The following is a 16,720-nucleotide window of genomic DNA, read 5'->3' as shown; positions in this document are numbered from 1 at the left end:
GTACCCTTCAAGGGCAACATAGAACCTGTGGGAGCTGGCTTGCCGGCGATGGGCCGCACCGCGGCCCCGGCTATATCCGATCAAACCTTGAACTGCGCCACCATGCCATTGAGGTCCACCGCCAACCGCGACAAGTCCTGTGCCGCCGCGCTGGTCTGGTTGGCGCCCGCCGACGTCTGCATCGCCAGATCACGAATGTTCACCAAATTGCGGTCCACTTCGCGCGCCACCTGCGCCTGTTCCTCCGACGCGCTGGCAATCACCAGGTTGCGCTGGTTGATCGAAGCAATCGCCTCGGCGATGACCTCCAGTGCCTGCCCGGCACCTTGGGCCACTTCCAGCGTGCCGCTGGCTCGCCCTTGGCTGTTGTGCATGGCGGACACCGCACGCTCGGTACCGTTCTGGATGCCAGCGATCATCTGCTCGATCTCTGCCGTGGACTGCTGGGTGCGGTGGGCGAGGGCGCGCACCTCGTCGGCCACCACGGCAAAGCCACGGCCTGCCTCGCCAGCACGAGCGGCCTCGATGGCGGCGTTCAGTGCCAGCAGGTTGGTCTGCCCGGCAATCGCGCCGATCACATCGAGCACCCGGCTGATTTCATTGGCGTTGCTGGCCAGCAGTTCGATCTCGGCGGAAGTACCGGTGACGTCATCGACCAGGTGCTGGATCGAGGCCAGCGCCTGATTGACCTGCTCGCGGCCATCGCGGGTAGTGCGGTCGGCGCCCTGGGAAGCATCGGCGGTGCTCACCGCATTGTTCGCCACCTCTTCGACGGCCGCGGTCATCTGGTTAACGGCCGTTGCGGCCTGGTCGATCTCTGCGCTTTGCTGGTGCAGGCCGCGGCTGGTGTCTTCAGTCACGCTGTGCAGCTCCTCCGAGGCAGAAGCCAGTTGATCGGACGAAGCTGCAATTTTGCGGATGGTGTCGCGCAGGCTTTCCTGCATGCGGCTCAAGGCGCGCAGGAGCTGGGCCGGCTCATCGTGGCCGGTTACCTGGATGGTATGGGTCAGGTCGCCAGTCGCCACGCGCTCGGCCACGGCCACGGCATCGCCCAGCGGCAGGACGATACTGCGGGTGAGCAGGGTGGCAATGGCGGCCATCGCGACGACGATCACCAGCAGTGAGCCAATGATGGCGCTCAACGCTTCGTCGGCGGCGTGGCTGCTGCGCTGCGAGGCCTGCTCGGCACCTTTGCCGTTGTAGGCGATCAGTGCGCTCATGGCCTTCATCATGGCGTCGGAGGACTGCGTGATTTCGCCGCTGACCAGATGCTTGGCCTCATCCATCTGGCGAGCGGTCACGGCCTGAAGCAGACGTCGCTGAACGTCCAGGTACTGTTGGTGGGCGCCATTGAAGGCGTTGAACAGCGTGTGATCATCGGTCTCGACGATCGTGTCTTCGTAGTCCTTCAGGCCTTTGGCGAGTTGTTCGTTGATGCCTTTGAGCATCTCGAGGTTACGGGCGCGTTCCTCGGCGCTGTCGTCCAGCACCGTGCGCAGGGTGACGGCGCGGGAGCGACCGAGGTTGGTGCTGACTTCGTTCAGTGCCACCACGGCAGGCAACCAGGTGACCCGGATCTCGTCCGTGGCCCTGTCCATTTGCCGGGTTTCATAGAGTGCAAGCAGGCCCATGATCAGGACCAGGATGCCCAACAGGGCGAATGCGCTGGCAGCGCGAATGCCGATCTTCATATTCCGTAACTGCATGGAATGCTCCTTGACGTTGGCGTGCAGGCGTCAAGAGCATGGACGGAAAGCCGGCTCACCCGGGGTGGTGCCAGTCTCTCGATGCGCTGCGGATTTAAGTGTTTGCCTCACCCTCTTGAATATTTTTTGTTTTCAATGATGCCACAATGCCATCATTATTGACCAGTCATTCAATGTCATGACAAGTGCTGACATATCCTTCATTTATTGACTGATATGTCAGGTTCGCTGCCCATTCACTGCCTACCTCACCGCCCTTCATGCTGCCTGCGATAGGCCCCTGGCTGCACCCCGATGGCCTTGGCAAACGCCCGAGTAAACGCTGCCACCGACTGATATCCCACCTGCGCCCCCACCTGTTCCACGGTATTGCCCGCCCGCAGCAGCTGGCACGCGTGGCGCATTCGCAAGGCCAGCAGTACCTGCCCTGGTGACTGCCCGGCCAGTTCATTGAAGCGTTTGAAGAATGCCGACCGCGACAGCCCCGTGCAGGCTGCCATGCTTTCCAGGGTCCAGGCATTGCCAGGCTGGTCGATCAATTGTTCGAGCAGCCCAGCGAACGCGGGGTGCCGGGCGAGGGCGACCAAGCCGCCAAGAGGCTGCCCGGCATGCACCTGCTGGCGCAGGACATACAGGAACAACAGGTGGGTCAGGCGTTCCAGCAGGGTTTGCGATGGCGCGGGCGCGCGTTGGCATTCCTCCAGGATCAGCCCGAACAGTGCTCGTGCGGCATGCCCGGCCGGCTCGTGGGCGCGCAACAGAATCCAGTCGGCCAGCCCGTCGACAATCAGCGACGACAACCCCGGGCGCAAGTGAAAGAACCCGCACACCAGGCCCACCCCATCGCTGGCACTGGCATCGAGTACTTGCATGGTCTGGCGTGGCTGTGCGCAGGCGCTGACTGGGTCCTTGTCGCCAGACAGCCGGTAAGCCAGGTCGCGCAGCAGAAACACGGCATCCCCGGCCTCAAGGCGCACGGGCTCGGCCTGGCCATCGATGTGCAGCCAGCAATGCCCCTGCACCACCAAGTGAAAGCTGGCCCGGCCCAAACCGTGGGTGCTGGCGTGCCAGCCACCGCAATAGCGGCCTACATGGAACAGGCTGGCATCGAGTTCGAGGCCTTCTAATAACCAATCGACAAGAGGGGTGGACGAAATCATCTAATGCAAAGACTCAGGAGCAAGGAAAGGCGACTGACGAATATGGAGGGTAATTCTTATAACCAACAGACTGTATGGACACCCATCAAAGGAGTCCACTCCATGTCCTCGCGCATTACTCTACACACTCTGCAGAGCGCCCCGGAAGCGGCCCGTCCGTTCCTCGAGAACGCCCAGAAGAATTCCGGTTTCATCCCCAACCTGTTGGGCGTGCTGGCAAACGCCCCCGCGGCCCTGGAAACCTACGTCACCGTCTCTGCCCTCAATGGCAAGTCTGAGCTGACCTTGGCCGAACGCGAAGTGGTGCAATTGATCGCCGCCACCCACCATGGTTGCGACTTCTGCGTGGCGGGTCACACCGCCGTGGCGTTGAACAAGGCCAAGCTGCCGCAGAACGTAGTCGATGCCTTGCGCGCCCGTGGCGAACTGCCGGACGCCCGCTATGAAACCCTGGCTGAATTTGCCCGTGAAGTCATCGCCACCCGCGGCAATGTCAGCGACGCCACTTATCAGGCGTTTCGCGATGCAGGCTTCACCGAAGGCAACGCCCTGGAAGTGATTCTTGGCGTGAGCCTCGCAACCCTGTGCAACTTTGCTAATGTGTTCGCCCAGACGCCGCTCAACGACGAGCTGAGCAAGTACCGCTGGCAGCCCTCTGCATAAACCGCGCGTGGCGCCACGGCGCCTGCGTTTTCAACAGGAGTAGGGACATGCTTGATTCTGCATTTCGTCAGTGGCTGGATGCCAATGCCGAGGCAATCGACCAGGGCCGGTGCGACCCGCACCGCGTGCTGGCGCACATCGCCGAGTCGCAGGTGCTGCGCATCGGCGTCGACCCGGCGCTGGGCGGGAGCGGGGGCGAGGTGACTGACGCCGTCGAGGCGATCGCTGCCATTGCCGGCCATTCGCTGGCGTCGGCGTTTGTCTGCTGGGGCCAGCGTGCCTTCATCGAATACTTATTGCAAAGCCCAAACCAGGCGCTGCGCGAGCGCCTGTTGCCTGGCCTGCTGACCGGCGAGCTGGCCGGTGCCACCGGCCTGTCCAACGCCATGAAGTTCCTTTCTGGCATTGAAACGCTGCAGGTGCGGGGCCGCCCGCAAACCGAGGGTTGGGCCCTTGACGGCCGCCTGCATTGGGTCACCAACCTGCGCAAGAGTGGTTTCGTGGTGGCAGCAGCCATCGAGGACGACGCCGGTGGTGTGCCATTCGTGTTGGCGATCCCCTCCGATGCTGTGGGGCTGGAACGGTCCGACGACTTGCAACTGATGGGCCTGCAGTCGAGCAACACGGCGGCCCTGGCGTTCCATGAAGTGGCGCTCAGCCGCGACTGGCTGTTGCATGAAAACGCCCGTGAGTTCCTGCCCAAGGTGCGGCCGGCGTTCCTCGCGTTGCAGTGCGGTATGGCTATCGGCCTGGCGCGCCGTGCGCTGGACGAGGTGCAGGGGCACATCAATGGCCGTACTTCGTTCCTCGAAGAAGCGCGCCAGGTGCTCCAGGAACGCCTGGAAAATACCGTGGCAGCGCTCAAGCAGGGCTTGCTCGAAGGCCGTTTCCTCAGCCAGCCTGCCGCACTGTTCAAGCTGCGCATCACCCTGGCTGAAAGCGCCGCCGACGCTGTGCAACTGGAGCTGCAGGCCAGCGGTGGCAAGGCCTACTTGAGTGAATTCGGCGCAGGGTTTGCCCGCCGCTGGCGTGAATCGGCCTTCGTGCCCATCGTCACCCCAAGCCTGGTGCAATTGCGTGCCGAACTGCACCGCCAGGCGGCCAGCGCATGAGCCAACCGTTGCTCGAAGCCTGTGAAATAAGCCTGGGCTATCCACGCGAGGGCGGCTGGCAGGAGGTGCTGGCGCGTTTCGACTTGCAACTGGCGCCTGGGGAAGTGGTCACCATCCTCGGGCCCAGTGGTGTCGGCAAGTCCAGCCTGCTGCGGGTCCTGGCCGGCCTGCAGCAGCCGCGTAGCGGCAGCGTGAACTTGCACGGCGAACCGCTGCAGGGGCCCCATCCGCGCCTGGCGGTGGCCTTTCAGGACCCAAGCCTGCTGCCGTGGCTGAGCCTGGAAAAGAACGTGGCCTTCGGCCTGGACTTTGCCCGTCAGCCCAAGCTGAGCGCAGCCGAGCGCCGTGCACGCATCGACCATGCGATCGCCGCCGTGGGGCTGGCCCATGCGCGCAACCAGTACCCGGCGCAACTGTCTGGCGGCATGGCCCAGCGCACTGCGTTGGCCCGCTGCCTGGCACGCCAGCCCGAGGTGCTGCTGCTCGACGAGCCCTTCGGTGCTCTGGATGAAGTGACCCGTGCCGACATGCAGCAACTGCTGCTGCAACTGATCGCCACGCATAACACCGCGGCGGTACTGATTACCCACGATATTGACGAAGCCCTGCTGTTGTCCGACCGGGTCCTGCTACTGGGCGATCACCCAGCGCACATCCTCGGCCAATGGCACATCGACCTGCCGCAACCTCGCACGCATCGGGTCGAGGAGTTGGGGGCGCTGCGTATCGACATTCTCAAAACCCTTCGGCGGGCAAGCCGCGCAGCCGAACCTTCCTCTACCCCCTTGCCCTCGGAGGCTGTCCATGTGCATGGATGACTGCTGTTCCTCTTCTTCGCGTCGCGACTTCCTCAAGCTCAGCGCCATGCTTACTGCCGCCGGTGCGCTGCCGCTGCTGTCGAGCCTGCAGGCGCGTGCTGCCGCCGAACCGGATGCGCCAGTACGCATCGGCTACCTGCCGATCACTGATGCCACGCCATTGCTGGTGGCGCACAACAACGGCCTGTTCGAGGCAGAAGGCATCAAGGCTGAGCGCCCGGTGCTGCTGCGCAGTTGGGCTCAGGTGATCGAGGCGTTCATCTCTGGTCAGGTCAACGTCATCCACCTGCTGTCGCCCATGACGGTATGGGCACGCTATGGCAGCAAGGTGCCGGCCAAGGTAGTGGCGTGGAACCACGTTGGCGGGTCGGGCCTGACTGTAGCGCCGGACATCACCGAGATGAAACAGCTCGGTGGCAAGACCGTAGCCATCCCGTTCTGGTATTCGATCCACAACGTGGTGCTGCAACAGATGCTCAACGACAACGGCCTTACGCCCGTGTCCAAGCCGGCCAATGCGCCACTGGCAGCCAATGAGGTCAACCTGCTGGTGCTGCCACCCTCGGACATGCCGCCGGCACTGGCCAGCAAGCGCATCGCCGGCTACATCGTGGCCGAACCGTTCAACGCCCTGGCCGAGAACCTCAAGGTCGGCCGCGTTCAGCGTTTTACCGGTGATGTCTGGCGCAACCACGCCTGCTGCGTGGTGTTCATGCATGAACATGACCTGAACAACCGTCCCGAGTGGTCACAGAAGGTGGTCAACGCCATCGTCAAGGCGCAGCACTGGACCCGCGACCACCGTGCCGAAGCCGCCGCGCTGCTGTCCAAGGCCGGCCCCAACAAATACACCCCGCACGAGCCGGCTGTGCTGACCAAGGTGTTGGCCCCGTCCGCCGAAGACCGCGCCAGCTACATTGCCAGCGGCGCCATCCAGCACCAGCAGTGGGACGAAAAGCGCATCGACTTCCAGCCTTACCCGTTCCCCAGCTACACCGAGGAACTGGTCAAGCGCCTGAAAAACACCCTGATCGAAGGCGAGAGCAGTTTTCTGGCCGGCCTGGACCCGGCGCAGACCGCTCGCGACCTGGTCGACGACCGCTTCGTGCGCAACGCCATCGCGGCTGTCGGCGGCCCGTCGGTGTTCGGCATCGCCGACAGCTTCGAGCGTAGCGAGGAGTTCGCGGTCTGATGCGCAAGCATGTCGTACACGCTGGCCTGGGGCTGGTTGGTTTGCTGGGGTTGTTGCTGTTGTGGTGGGCCGGCGTGAGGCTGTTTGGCGAGGCCGATGGCCTGTCGGCGCGCTTCTCGCCCCAGGCAACCTTGGCCAGCCTGGTCGAACTGCTGGGGCAGGGGGAGGTTTACGGGCACATCTGGGTCAGCCTCAAGCGTATTCTGGTGGGCCTGTTGCTGGCGCTGCTGATCGGCGTGCCCCTGGGCCTGCTGGTGGGCAGCTACCGGCACCTGGAGGCCGCCACCACACCGGCCTTCCAGTTCCTGCGGATGATCTCGCCGCTGTCGTGGATGCCCGTGGTGGTGATGCTGATGGGGGTGGGTGACCAGCCGATCTACTTCCTGCTGGCCTTCGCGGCCCTATGGCCGATCCTGCTCAACACCGCTGCTGGCGTGCGTCAACTGGACCCACGCTGGCTGCAATTGAGCCGCAGCCTGAGTGCCACGCGGTGGGAAACCTTGTGCAAGGTGATCCTCCCCGGGGTGATCGGCCATGTGCTGACCGGCGTGCGCCTGGCCATCGGCATCTTGTGGATCGTGTTGGTGCCCTGCGAAATGCTTGGGGTGAGTGCAGGGCTGGGGTACTTCATTCTGGATACCCGCGACCGCCTGGCCTATTCGGAACTGATGGCGATGGTGTTGCTGATCGGCGTGCTGGGGTTCATGCTCGATGCCTTGGCCCGTGGGCTGCACCGGCGTTGGGTGCATGCCTGACGGGCCGGTGTGGTTTTATCGCCGGCAAGCGGGCTCCCACAGGAACCGAGTTTCCTGTGGGGCTGCTGCGCTCCACTTCTCCCGCCGGCGATAGAGCCCCCCAGCTCAATGCACCGTCTTGCGCTGCTTCACACACTCACGCGCGCGCATTGCCAGCTCATCCAGCCACTCATCCCGCTGCTGCTCAGCCTCGATCATCGCATCCTCCCCCTGCTGATTGAGCAGGTAGGTATGAATCTGATGCACCTCGGTGGTCTGGTAGATCGGTGCAATGTCCAATCGCCCGATCAACGCGCCACTGGCGTGCCCGGTGCTGCTCATCAGCACCTGCGGGCCGCTGGCCGTTACCACCTGCATGCCCATGGCCTCGAACCACGGCACCTGGTGCACAAAGGCATTCAGCTCGACACTGGCGTACCGCGCCTGCACGTCGCCCAGCAGGGCACGGGCGACGCCTTGGCGGCGGCGCTCAGGTACCACGGCGAGGAAGGCCAGTACACAGGCCTGTGGGTTGTCCTGGGCGGGCAGCGCCAGGGCGAAACCAAGCAGTTGGTCCGGCGCCTCGGCGTCCAGCGCGAGCGTGAGCTGCACGTCCAGGCCGCGGGTGCCATCCATCGCCTGTAGGTATTGGTGCACCTCCATCCCCACCCCGTATTGGTACAGCGGGTACAACGGGTTGTCGGCACGAATGGCGACACTGCTCAGATCGCCGACGTGATGGATCACCAGTTCGCGGATCTGGTTCTGGAAGGATTCGGGCGGCACGCTGTCGAGGCGGCTCAGGATGAACATCGGTGGACGGGCTCCGGCTGCGGTTGAATCACCCCGCGCCGGATGGCGCGGGGTACACAGTCTAACCCCTTTTTACTGCGTCAGCCTTGCGCCTGCATCGCCGCCAGCATCAGGTCGAGGTTCTGCACCGCAGCGCCCGACGCGCCCTTGCCCAGGTTGTCGAACACGGCGGTCAACAGCACCTGACCGTGCTCGGGGTTGGCGTACAGGGCCAGGCGCAGCTCGTTGCTGTCGTTCAGTGCCTCGGGGTCGAGCGGGGTGGCCGGGCCGTGCTGGTGCAGCGGCGACACCTGCACGTAACGGGCGCCTTGATAGTGTTGCTCAAGGCACGCTTGCAACTGCTCGGCGCTGGCCCCGCCAGGCAGCAGGCGCAGCTGCAGTGGAATGCTCAGCACGATGCCCTGGCGATAGGCCGCATAACCAGGCATGAACACGGGCCGTGTCGACAGACCGGCGTGCAGCTGGATTTCCGGTACGTGCTTGTGCGCCAGTTCCAGGCCATACAACTGCAGGGTCGGCGCCCGCGCGGCGTCGGGCTGTTCATGCCGCTCGACGGCCGCCCGGCCACCCCCAGAGTAACCGGAAATGGCATGGATGCTCAGGGGATAGTCGGCCGGCAGCAAGCCGGCTTTGACCAGCGGGCGCAGCAGGGCGATGGCGCCGGTGGGGTAGCAGCCGGGGTTGCTGACACGCTTGGCCTGGGCAATACGCTCGGCCTGATGCGCGTCTAGTTCCGGCAGGCCGTAGACCCAGCCAGGCGTGGTGCGGTGCGCCGAGCTGGCGTCGATCACCCGTACTGCTGGGTTATCAATGGCTGCCACGGCCTCGCGGGCGGCCTCATCGGGTAGGCACAGCAGGGCGATGTCGGCGCTGTTGATGGCCTCGCTGCGCCGTTGTGGGTCCTTGCGCTCGGCTTCGGGCAACGTCAGCAGGCGCAGGTCGTTGCGCCCCGCTAGGCGGGCGTGGATCTGCAGGCCAGTGGTGCCTTGGTCGCCATCGATGAAGACAACAGGGTTGTGCATGGTCAGGGTCCGGTCAAAGGAGGATGACCTATGCTCGCCTGTGGCGGGTGTAAAGAAAATTTGAATATCATGATGCTGGTGTTCAGTTATTCTGAATTTGAAACCGCCTGTGCCGACCCTTTCGCAGGCTCGCCCCAACAGGACCTCACCCATGCGCGAAATCAGCCTCGACCGCCTCCGCACCCTGGTGGTGATCACCGACCTAGGCTCATTCGCCGAGGCCGCCCGCCAGCTCAACCTGGCGCCGCCAACTATCAGCTTGCACGTGGCTGAGCTGGAGGCGCGGGTTGGCGCGCCACTGCTGACCCGCAACCGCAACCAGATCCGTCCGACGACTATCGGCGAAACCCTCTTGGCCCGTGCCCGACGGTTGCTGGCCGATGCCGACCTGGCGCTGGATGAAGTGCGCCGACAAGTCGAAGGCCTGACGGGCCGGGTGCGCCTGGGCGCCTCCACCGGCGCCATCGCACACCTGCTGCCCAAAGCGTTGGAGCATCTGCGGGTGGCACACCCAGGTATCGATGTGCAGGTCCAGGTGCTCACCTCGCAGGCTTCCCTGGCTCGGCTGCGCGAAGGCGCCCTGGACGTCGGCCTGGTGGCTTTGCCGCAGGTGGCGGGCAAGGGGGTCAAGGTCACCCCCTGGCGGCGCGACCCGATCCTCGCCTACGTGCCCGCCGAGTGGCAGCCACCAGCCAAAGTCACCCCGGCTTGGCTGGGCCAGCGCGCCTTGATCCTCAACGACAACAGCACGCAACTGTCGCGCGTGACCAGCGAATGGTTCGCCGCAGCGGGGTTGTACCCTGAGCCGCGTATTGAGCTGAATTACAACGACGCTATCAAGAGCCTGGTCGGTGCCGGTTATGGTGCCACGTTGCTGCCTCAAGAGGGCGAGGGGGCGGAGCTGGACCGGCGTATTGCATGCCGGCCGTTGCGGCCGGGGTTGTGGCGGCAATTGGGAATTGCTCGTCGGGAAGGCGAAACGGAGCGGGCCATCGGTTTTGTCTTGGACGCGTTGGAACGGTTGCGGCAGTAGGTACCGCGTTTCGGGCCCAGTGAGTCAGCGCCGTGCTCACGGCCTTGCCGGTAGGGCACGATGACAGCAGGAACCGAGGCGACGGCACGCTTGGCGGACTATGCTTTTTGCTGCGTCGTGTTAAACGTCACGCGATGATCATCCGACTTTCCAGGAGAGCACTCCATGAATGCCATCAAATCCATGACACTGCTGGTGATCGCCTCGGTACTGAGTTTTGCCGCCCACGCCGATCCGGCGAGCAACTGCGCAGCCAAGATCAAGGAACTGGAAGACATCCACAAAACCGATGGCCAGGCGCTGCATGGGGGCATGGCCCACGATTACCACGAGCTGCTCAAGCAAGCCAAGGCGGCGCAGGCCAAAGGCGACATGACCACGTGTCAGTCATCGGCCGACCGGGCCAAGACTATTTATAACAAAGCCCGCGGGAAATAGGTGTGTGCCTGAACTGGCCGCGTCGCGGTGCCACCCGCCAGGGGCCGGTTCAGGGTCGACGACCGCCTTGGGTCGGCAGCGCGCAGGCGCCCGTCAGAACCAGCGGTCGTTCTTCTTGCGCCCGCGTGTCAGGGCCGGCAGGATCAGCCCCGCCAGCAGGCCAGCGCCGGCAATGCTACCGCCATAGACCATGTAGCGCATCATCACCTGCTTGTTCTCGTCGCCCAGCCGCGCTTGGGTATCACGCAAGGCCGATTGGGACTGGTCGAGTTGCTCGTTGAGCGCCTTGTTGCGTGCTTCCAGTTCATCGATCAGTTGCTTGCGCGAGTCGAGGGTTTCCTGCATGCCTTGCACGCGGTTCTTCCAGCTGTCGTCAATGGTCTTGAGCTGGCCGGACAACTGCGCCACCTGCGCATCGAGTTGCGGCAAGCGTTCACCCTGGCCCGGTACGGACTGCAGGTCGCTGGTGAGTATCCATACCAGGTCACCATTTTGCCCGCGCACCTGGCTGTAGTTGCCCTGGCTGCCAACCAGGCTGAGTTTTTGCCCGGACTTGAGCGTGCCGACAATGCGGTGGCCATCGGTCGGGCCGCTGCGTACGTAGGTGCTCAGGCTGTCACTGACCCAGCGCGCATCGCTGGCCGGCTCTTCGGCATGTACGGGGGCAGCGAGCGCCACCAGGGCGGCGATCAGGCTGCCGCGCAGGGCAGGGAGTGCGAGGGAGACTGGGCGGGATTCAGGCATGTTGGGTCTTCGCTGCAACAGAAAAAGTAGGCCCGATGACGTGTGATCATGCAGGGGCCGGTGAACCGGTCGGTGAATTGACCGTCAGCGAAAGACCGCGTTTTTGTAAGCAGGTTCACTGCCTTGAGTAGGAATTCTCTGCAGGATGTTGCAACCCGGCGCGGCGCGTCCTGGCATGGCCGCGCCGGCTGGGTGCGTGACAGATCAGCTCTCAGGCTGCGGGACGATGGCCAGCGCATCCGGCTCCGGCCCCGTTTTCCAGCGGTCTTTCTCGGTCCAGCTGGCCGTATCGATCACCGCCACCTGATCACTGCCACTGATAGCCACATAGGCCCGCTTGCCGTCGGGAGACACCACCGCACCAATCGGCAGCGCCTGGGCGCCGAGCAGGGTTTCGCGGTAATGCTCACCCTCCTTGGCCAGGCCAATACGCTTGATTTCACGCTTGGCCGCCACGTCGATCACGGCCAGTTCCGCCGACTTCGCGCAGGTCACCAGTGCATACTTGCCATCTGGTGTCATGGCGATGCGGATCGGGAACAGGCCAGTGCGGATACGGTCAGTGACCTCCAACCGCTTCGCGTCGACGATCACCACCTCGTTACCTTCGCGGTTGCTGACCCATACCTGGGTGCCGCTCGGGGTCACCGCGATGCCTTCACTGCCGTTACCGGTCGGTATGTCGGCAATCTTTTTCTTGTGCAACAGGTCCACTACCGACAGCGTGCCCGACTCGACATGGGTCACATAGGCCCGGTCAGCGCCCGGTGACAGCGCGACCATGTGCGGCTTGCCGCCACCCACGTCGATGCGGTCGAGCACCTTGCCCTGGGCCAGATCGACGATCAACAGGCGCTCACTGTCTTCGGTGGTGACCACCACCCGCTGGCTGTCCGGCAGGAAGCGAATGCCGTGGGGGCGCGAGTCCTTGCCCAGGTCGATGGTGCGCACCACGGTGCGTGATGGCCAGTCGATCACGCTCAGGCTGTTGTTGGCCGTGCCCTGGGCACCGTAGTTGCCCACCGCTGCCAGCAGCCCGTTACTGGCCACCACCACTTCGTGCGGGCCGGTACCTACCGGCAGACGGGCAAGTTCCTGGCCATTGGTGCTGTCCAGCGCCCAGACGCTGGCATCGGCCTTGTTGCCTACCAGCAATACGTCACTCGCCCAGGCGCCTGGCACGCAAGCCATCAGCGCACTGGCCAGGGCCAGGCGACGCAGGTGGGGGAACATCGGTTCGAAAGGGAAGGGCATGTCCAGTCTCCTTTGGATTGCAGTCCATGTTGCATGCTCAAAGGCTGTGACCGGGCCTGGCGTGCGAGAGTTTAGTTTTTTATTGCCTGGCTGGGCTTGTGACTGCGCGAAGGCTGGGGGAGGGACGCGATGTAATCGGCAAGCTCGCTCATTGCCACGCGCATCCGCGTCAACAGCTTTTCAGTAAATGTCCCCCCGTCCTGGCTGAGGCGCTAGACTCAATGTTCTCTGCCTGTCCATGGAGCCTGACCATGACTGCCAAGAACACGATCTGCCTCTGGTTCGACCATGATGCCGAGCAAGCGGCCACCTTCTATGCCAGTACCTTTCCGAACAGCCAGGTCGTCGCGGTGCACCAGGCACCGAGCGACTATCCATCGGGCAAGGCGGGGGACGTGATCACCGTCGAATTCACTGTCATGGGCATCCCCTGCGTAGGGCTCAACGGCGGGAAGGCATTCACCCACAGCGAGGCTTTCTCGTTCCAGGTCAGCACCGAAGACCAGGCCGAAACCGACCGGCTGTGGCAGGCCATCGTTGGCAATGGCGGCCAGGCAAGCGTGTGCGGCTGGTGCAAGGACAAGTGGGGTATCTCGTGGCAGATCTGCCCACGTATCCTCATCGAGGCCATCGGCAACCCGGACCGGGCAGCGGCCAAGCGGGCTTTCGAGGCGATGATGACAATGGACAAGATCGATGTGGCGGCAATCGAGGCGGCGTTGCGGGGCTGAGCAAGTGCCTGGCATCGGGTGGCCGGCTTACGCCTGGGTCAACCGGATGATCTGCCTGGCACAAAAGGCCCCGGTCAGGATTACCCCAAACAACCGCAGCGTTTGCATCGCCAGCACCAAGCCGACGTCGGCATGGGTTTCTACCGCAATGATCGCCATGGCATCCAGCCCTCCGGGGCTGGTCGCCAGGTACATGGACAGAAAGTCCGTGCCCATGGCCAGGGCCAGCCCCCAGGCAAACGCCGCACACAACACAATCAACGCTACCGCGCCGGCAATCATGGTGGGCAAGCGTTTCCACACATAACGCACGGTCTGCTGATCGAAGCGCAAGCCGATGTAGCACCCGATGGCGCCGTAGGCAACGGCCAGCAGCGGTTCAGGCAAGCTGATTGTCAGCCACCCGCCCAGGTGCAGCGCACCCCCGAGCAACAGCGGCATCAGCAGCGCACCGGCAGGCACACGGTTACCGGCCACCAGGCCCACGAACACCACCGCGAGGCTGAGCAGCCCGTCGACCAGCTGCGAGCCCTGCGTCATCGCTGGCGCAGTGGCTGCCGCGCCCGCCGCCGGGGTGGCACCGAGCAGGTGGCTGACCAGCGAGCCGATCATGACCACGCAGACCACACGCACATACTGCATGGTTGCCACCACCCTGGCGTCAGCACCGTGCTCTTCGGCCATCGACACCATGGCTGACGCGGCGCCTGGCGCGGTACCCCAGGCGGCGGTGCTGCCTGGGATGCCGCCGAAACGCACGGTGCCCAGGCCGACGATGGCGCTCAAGGCCACGGTGATGAACGTGGCCACCAGCATCAGTTGCCAGGACTGGGCCATGGAGACCAGCACGGCCCAGGACACCGAATGGGCCACCAATAACCCGACGCAGCCCTGGCCGAAGCGGAACACCTGGCGGTGCAGGCTCAAGCGTGCTCCGCAAACGCCGAACACGATGGCTACCAGCATAGGGCCGAGGAACAACCCGGCCGGTACGGCCAGGGCATGCAACATTTGGCCGAGGGCGCCGGCGCAGGTCAGTAGGGCGAGCCATTGGAAGAGAGGTCTGGAAAAGCCTGAGAGGGCGGTCTGCAACGTAGATACTCCTTGCGCAGCGATAACACGGGGCTGGCAGCGCCAGCGGAGAAAATTATCGACGGCGCAATCTATCAAGTCTATTTTCTACTTTTGATGAATCCATAACTGAAATTCATGAATCATGGACCTGCGTGACCTTACCTATTTCGAAACCATCGCCGAGCTCGGCCACCTGGGCCGCGCTGCGCAACAGCTCAACCGCAGCCAGCCGGCGTTGACCAAGAGCATTCAACGGCTAGAGGAATCGCTTGGCACCCGGTTGTTCCAGCGTGACGGGCGTCGCATCAAGCTCACCGAAGTCGGCAAGCTGTTGCTGGCGCGGGGTAGGCAGTTGCAGTTGAACATCGCCGAAACCGAACGCGAGGTGCGCGATTTTGCCGGCGGGCTGGTTGGCAACATTCGCCTGGGCTGCGCGGCAAGCATGGCCGACCACCTGCTGCCGCACCTGACTGCCGCTTTGCTGGAGCGGGCCCCGGAGGTGACCTTGAAGCTGTCCATCGGCCAGGACGATGTACTCAAGGAGTCCCTGCGGGCAGGGCGGCTGGATGTGATCATCTCCCCCCAGATTGCCGATGACCCGCAATTCACCACGCACCCCATTCTGGAGGACGAAGCCATTGTGGTGGCGAGTGCCGAGCACCCGGTGTTCGCCGGCCCCATCGTGCTCAAGGATCTCTGCCAGTACCGTTGGGTACTGGCGGGGCCGACCGTTACTGCACGGCGCTGGATCGACAATGTGTTCATCGCCCATCAACTGCCAGCACCGCAGGTGCAGATCGAAACCAACGCCATTTCACTGTTGCCGCGGCTGATTGCCCGCACTCAGCTGTTGAGTTTTGCCGCACGGGAAACGGTGGAGCATGGCTTGGGCATGTCGTGGCTGCGTGAGGTACCCCTGAAGGAAACCACCATGCGCAGGACCGTGGCGGTGTCCGTGCGCACGGACGGCTATGTGTCGCCTGCGGCTGAGGCTCTGGTGGCGCTGCTGAAGGACAAAGGCCGCAGCTTCTTCGAGCGGGACTGAATGGCAGGCCTGGGGGCACACCCAGGCGGTTCAACCAGCCTGCTGCGCGATCAATGCCAGGCAGCGCTGCACGATCGGGCTCAGGTCGCCCTTGCGGCGGCTGAGGATGATTGGGCTGACCGCACGGGTGTCGAGCAGGTTCGCGTATTCGATATCGGTCCGGTGCTGCTGCTGCACCGAGTCCGGCACCAGGGTGACGCCCAACCCCACGGCAACCAGGCCGATAGCAGTTTGCAGTTCATTGGCCCACTGGCTGACGTTCAGGCTCATACCGTGGTGGGCGAACAGCGCCAGGATGTGATCGGCATAGCTGGGCCTGGGGTTGGCCGGATAGAGGATGAACGCTTCCTTGGCCAGCTGGGCGAGGGTGAGCGGAGCTCCGGCCAAGGCATGGCCCTTGGGCAGGACGGCCACCAGCGGGTCTTCGCGCAGTACCTGCTGGGCGATGGCCGGGTCGTCGATGCGGATGCGGCCGAAGGCGATGTCGATGCGGCCACTTTTCAACGCCTCCACCTGCTGCACGGTGGTCATTTCGCTCAGGCCAAGCTCCAGCTCACTGTCCTGGCGCAACGCCCGGATAAGCTCCGGCAGCACCGTGTACAAGGTCGAGGGAGCGAAGCCGATGCCCAGCCATTGGCGCTGGCCCTGGCCGATGCGCCGGGTGTTATCGCTGATGTGCTCCAATTGCTGCAGCAAGGTGCAGGTCTGCTCGTAGAAAAAGCGGCCGGCCTCGGTCAGCCGCAGTGGCCGCTCGCGCACCACCAGCAAAGTGCCGAGCTGTTCCTCGAGCTGGCCGATCTGCCGGCTCAGCGGCGGCTGGGCAATGTGCAGCAGTTCGGCAGCGCGGGTGAAATTCAGCGTTTCAGCCAGCACCTTGAAGTAACGAAGGTGGCGCAGCTCCATCAGACCTCCTGGGTATGGTGGGAGATTCATTTGATATTGGACGGCCTTCAGGGTCTCGCGCAATGCTTGAATAATCAAGTAAATGTAGTATCGGGTCTGCGGCCTGCAGCCTGATTTGACGGGACCTTCGAACAATGACAGACGCCCTGATCGAGCGCATCGATGCGCTTATCGTCGACCTGCCCACCATCCGCCCGCACAAGCTGGCCATGCACACCCTGCAGCAACAGACCCTGGTGGTGCTGCGCCTGCGCTGCAGCGATGGCGTGGAAGGCATC

General features: G+C 63.9%; 17 protein-coding genes and 1 pseudogene. 10 read left to right on the top strand and 8 right to left on the bottom strand.

What is annotated here, in order from left to right; genetic code table 11:
• Positions 1-80 precede the first annotated feature (80 nt).
• Positions 81-1,706, bottom strand: coding sequence for a methyl-accepting chemotaxis protein (locus APH34_RS20635; RefSeq protein ID WP_054902739.1), 1,626 nt, complete (start codon positions 1,704-1,706; stop codon positions 81-83).
• A 248-nt stretch (positions 1,707-1,954) separates the two neighbouring features.
• Complete coding sequence (locus tag APH34_RS20630) at positions 1,955-2,866, bottom strand: AraC family transcriptional regulator (RefSeq protein ID WP_054902738.1); 912 nt, start codon at positions 2,864-2,866, stop codon at positions 1,955-1,957.
• A gap of 102 nt (positions 2,867-2,968) precedes the next feature.
• Here APH34_RS20630 and APH34_RS20625 point away from each other — a divergent pair, with 102 nt between their 5' ends.
• The 5 genes from APH34_RS20625 to APH34_RS20605 are packed head-to-tail and all read left to right on the top strand — an operon-like array spanning position 2,969 to position 7,406.
• On the top strand, positions 2,969-3,529 hold the full coding sequence (locus APH34_RS20625) for a carboxymuconolactone decarboxylase family protein (protein ID WP_054902737.1): 561 nt from the start codon (positions 2,969-2,971) through the stop codon (positions 3,527-3,529).
• A gap of 47 nt (positions 3,530-3,576) precedes the next feature.
• Positions 3,577-4,641: an acyl-CoA dehydrogenase family protein gene (locus tag APH34_RS20620; RefSeq protein ID WP_054902736.1), complete on the top strand. Its 1,065-nt coding sequence runs from the start codon at positions 3,577-3,579 to the stop codon at positions 4,639-4,641.
• Positions 4,638-5,459, top strand: a complete 822-nt coding sequence (locus tag APH34_RS20615) for an ABC transporter ATP-binding protein (RefSeq protein ID WP_054902735.1) — start codon at positions 4,638-4,640, stop codon at positions 5,457-5,459. The genes APH34_RS20620 and APH34_RS20615 overlap by 4 nt, the downstream gene beginning before the upstream one ends.
• A complete protein-coding gene (locus APH34_RS20610) occupies positions 5,446-6,651 on the top strand; it encodes an ABC transporter substrate-binding protein (protein WP_054902734.1) in 1,206 nt (401 codons plus the stop codon). Before APH34_RS20615 ends, APH34_RS20610 begins: the two co-directional genes overlap by 14 nt.
• On the top strand, positions 6,651-7,406 hold the full coding sequence (locus APH34_RS20605) for an ABC transporter permease (RefSeq protein WP_054902733.1): 756 nt from the start codon (positions 6,651-6,653) through the stop codon (positions 7,404-7,406). Before APH34_RS20610 ends, APH34_RS20605 begins: the two co-directional genes overlap by 1 nt.
• A 105-nt stretch (positions 7,407-7,511) precedes the next feature.
• On the opposite strand, the gene APH34_RS20600 is transcribed toward APH34_RS20605, so the two are convergent.
• Both APH34_RS20600 and argC read right to left on the bottom strand, forming a co-directional pair.
• Complete coding sequence (locus APH34_RS20600) at positions 7,512-8,198, bottom strand: GNAT family N-acetyltransferase (RefSeq protein ID WP_054902732.1); 687 nt, start codon at positions 8,196-8,198, stop codon at positions 7,512-7,514.
• An 80-nt stretch (positions 8,199-8,278) separates the two neighbouring features.
• Positions 8,279-9,220 (bottom strand): N-acetyl-gamma-glutamyl-phosphate reductase, encoded by a 942-nt coding sequence (gene argC, locus APH34_RS20595; protein WP_054902731.1) that lies wholly within the window; start codon positions 9,218-9,220, stop codon positions 8,279-8,281.
• 151 nt (positions 9,221-9,371) lie between these two features.
• On the opposite strand from argC, the gene APH34_RS20590 reads away from it, so the two are divergent.
• Both APH34_RS20590 and APH34_RS20585 read left to right on the top strand, forming a co-directional pair.
• The gene (locus APH34_RS20590) at positions 9,372-10,253 is read left to right on the top strand and encodes a LysR family transcriptional regulator (protein WP_054902730.1); all 882 of its coding nucleotides are present in this window, start codon (positions 9,372-9,374) and stop codon (positions 10,251-10,253) included.
• A gap of 165 nt (positions 10,254-10,418) precedes the next feature.
• Positions 10,419-10,691, top strand: coding sequence for a hypothetical protein (locus tag APH34_RS20585; protein ID WP_054902729.1), 273 nt, complete (start codon positions 10,419-10,421; stop codon positions 10,689-10,691).
• A 93-nt stretch (positions 10,692-10,784) separates the two neighbouring features.
• Here APH34_RS20585 and APH34_RS20580 read toward each other — a convergent pair whose 3' ends face one another.
• Both APH34_RS20580 and APH34_RS20575 read right to left on the bottom strand, forming a co-directional pair.
• Positions 10,785-11,435, bottom strand: a complete 651-nt coding sequence (locus APH34_RS20580; RefSeq protein WP_054902728.1) for a TIGR04211 family SH3 domain-containing protein — start codon at positions 11,433-11,435, stop codon at positions 10,785-10,787.
• Positions 11,436-11,639: 204 nt separating this feature from the next.
• Positions 11,640-12,689, bottom strand: a complete 1,050-nt coding sequence (locus APH34_RS20575) for a cytochrome D1 domain-containing protein (protein WP_054902727.1) — start codon at positions 12,687-12,689, stop codon at positions 11,640-11,642.
• 251 nt (positions 12,690-12,940) lie between these two features.
• Here APH34_RS20575 and APH34_RS20570 point away from each other — a divergent pair, with 251 nt between their 5' ends.
• Positions 12,941-13,420, top strand: a complete 480-nt coding sequence (locus APH34_RS20570; RefSeq protein WP_054902726.1) for a VOC family protein — start codon at positions 12,941-12,943, stop codon at positions 13,418-13,420.
• Between the two features lie 27 nt (positions 13,421-13,447).
• On the opposite strand, the gene APH34_RS20565 is transcribed toward APH34_RS20570, so the two are convergent.
• Positions 13,448-14,431, bottom strand: coding sequence for an AbrB family transcriptional regulator (locus APH34_RS20565; protein ID WP_232964185.1), 984 nt, complete (start codon positions 14,429-14,431; stop codon positions 13,448-13,450).
• Between the two features lie 205 nt (positions 14,432-14,636).
• Between APH34_RS20565 and APH34_RS20560 the strand changes: the two genes are divergently transcribed.
• Positions 14,637-15,539: a LysR family transcriptional regulator gene (locus tag APH34_RS20560; protein ID WP_054902724.1), complete on the top strand. Its 903-nt coding sequence runs from the start codon at positions 14,637-14,639 to the stop codon at positions 15,537-15,539.
• A 30-nt stretch (positions 15,540-15,569) separates the two neighbouring features.
• Here APH34_RS20560 and APH34_RS20555 read toward each other — a convergent pair whose 3' ends face one another.
• Complete coding sequence (locus tag APH34_RS20555) at positions 15,570-16,442, bottom strand: LysR family transcriptional regulator (RefSeq protein WP_054902723.1); 873 nt, start codon at positions 16,440-16,442, stop codon at positions 15,570-15,572.
• Between the two features lie 134 nt (positions 16,443-16,576).
• Between APH34_RS20555 and APH34_RS28845 the strand changes: the two are divergent.
• Positions 16,577-16,720: pseudogene (locus tag APH34_RS28845) on the top strand (muconate cycloisomerase); the annotation flags it as partial.

It is taken from the genome of Pseudomonas sp. NBRC 111131 (assembly GCF_001320525.1).
Lineage (GTDB): Bacteria > Pseudomonadota > Gammaproteobacteria > Pseudomonadales > Pseudomonadaceae > Aquipseudomonas > Aquipseudomonas ceruminis.
Note: the sequence above shows the minus strand (reverse complement) of the source record. Positions and strands in the feature narration are given on the sequence as shown.

Bases quoted from the DNA above. Each gene is read 5' to 3' on its own strand.
- APH34_RS20635 (WP_054902739.1), bottom strand. From the start codon at position 1,706: ATGCAGTTACGGAATATGAAGATCGGCATTCGCGCTGCCAGCGCATTC.
- APH34_RS20630 (WP_054902738.1), bottom strand. From the start codon at position 2,866: ATGATTTCGTCCACCCCTCTTGTCGATTGGTTATTAGAAGGCCTCGAA.
- APH34_RS20625 (WP_054902737.1), top strand. From the start codon at position 2,969: ATGTCCTCGCGCATTACTCTACACACTCTGCAGAGCGCCCCGGAAGCG.
- APH34_RS20620 (WP_054902736.1), top strand. From the start codon at position 3,577: ATGCTTGATTCTGCATTTCGTCAGTGGCTGGATGCCAATGCCGAGGCA.
- APH34_RS20615 (WP_054902735.1), top strand. From the start codon at position 4,638: ATGAGCCAACCGTTGCTCGAAGCCTGTGAAATAAGCCTGGGCTATCCA.
- APH34_RS20610 (WP_054902734.1), top strand. From the start codon at position 5,446: ATGTGCATGGATGACTGCTGTTCCTCTTCTTCGCGTCGCGACTTCCTC.
- APH34_RS20605 (WP_054902733.1), top strand. From the start codon at position 6,651: ATGCGCAAGCATGTCGTACACGCTGGCCTGGGGCTGGTTGGTTTGCTG.
- APH34_RS20600 (WP_054902732.1), bottom strand. From the start codon at position 8,198: ATGTTCATCCTGAGCCGCCTCGACAGCGTGCCGCCCGAATCCTTCCAG.
- argC (WP_054902731.1), bottom strand. From the start codon at position 9,220: ATGCACAACCCTGTTGTCTTCATCGATGGCGACCAAGGCACCACTGGC.
- APH34_RS20590 (WP_054902730.1), top strand. From the start codon at position 9,372: ATGCGCGAAATCAGCCTCGACCGCCTCCGCACCCTGGTGGTGATCACC.
- APH34_RS20585 (WP_054902729.1), top strand. From the start codon at position 10,419: ATGAATGCCATCAAATCCATGACACTGCTGGTGATCGCCTCGGTACTG.
- APH34_RS20580 (WP_054902728.1), bottom strand. From the start codon at position 11,435: ATGCCTGAATCCCGCCCAGTCTCCCTCGCACTCCCTGCCCTGCGCGGC.
- APH34_RS20575 (WP_054902727.1), bottom strand. From the start codon at position 12,689: ATGCCCTTCCCTTTCGAACCGATGTTCCCCCACCTGCGTCGCCTGGCC.
- APH34_RS20570 (WP_054902726.1), top strand. From the start codon at position 12,941: ATGACTGCCAAGAACACGATCTGCCTCTGGTTCGACCATGATGCCGAG.
- APH34_RS20565 (WP_232964185.1), bottom strand. From the start codon at position 14,431: ATGTTGCATGCCCTGGCCGTACCGGCCGGGTTGTTCCTCGGCCCTATG.
- APH34_RS20560 (WP_054902724.1), top strand. From the start codon at position 14,637: ATGGACCTGCGTGACCTTACCTATTTCGAAACCATCGCCGAGCTCGGC.
- APH34_RS20555 (WP_054902723.1), bottom strand. From the start codon at position 16,442: ATGGAGCTGCGCCACCTTCGTTACTTCAAGGTGCTGGCTGAAACGCTG.